1 pseudogene is annotated in these 359 nt (G+C 64.1%); it reads right to left on the reverse strand.

Annotation, left to right across the window (positions count from 1 at the left end):
* Window positions 1-359, reverse strand: a pseudogene (locus PAT3040_RS19085) (hypothetical protein); the annotation flags it as partial.

The following is a 359-nucleotide window of genomic DNA, read 5'->3' on the forward strand; positions in this document are numbered from 1 at the left end:
CGCCGCGAGGTTGCGGAAATGCCGCTCGACCTTATGCGTATCCCCATCCGGCACCTCGAACTCGACGGGATCGGTCTTCCAGGCGTCGGCTTCGTGTCCTCTCACAAACTCGAAGCCGCTGTAGCCCATATGATAGTTGCCGGCCCCTCGCTCCCACAGATGGAAGTGGTCGGTCACAAGGTAGCTGACCGGCCGTCCTTCGCGAAGCTGCTGCGCCAGCGACTGGTTGGACGAGCCCGAGATAACGCGCGGCAGATCCGCGTCATCGTCCTCGAGCGGTCCCCAGCCGCGCTCAAGAAACTCATAGCGCCCCGTATAGATGTCGCGGCGGGCCGGCATGCAAGGCGTAGAGCCTGCCC

Source organism: Paenibacillus agaridevorans (genome assembly GCF_003112455.1).
Lineage (GTDB): Bacteria > Bacillota > Bacilli > Paenibacillales > Paenibacillaceae > Pristimantibacillus > Pristimantibacillus agaridevorans.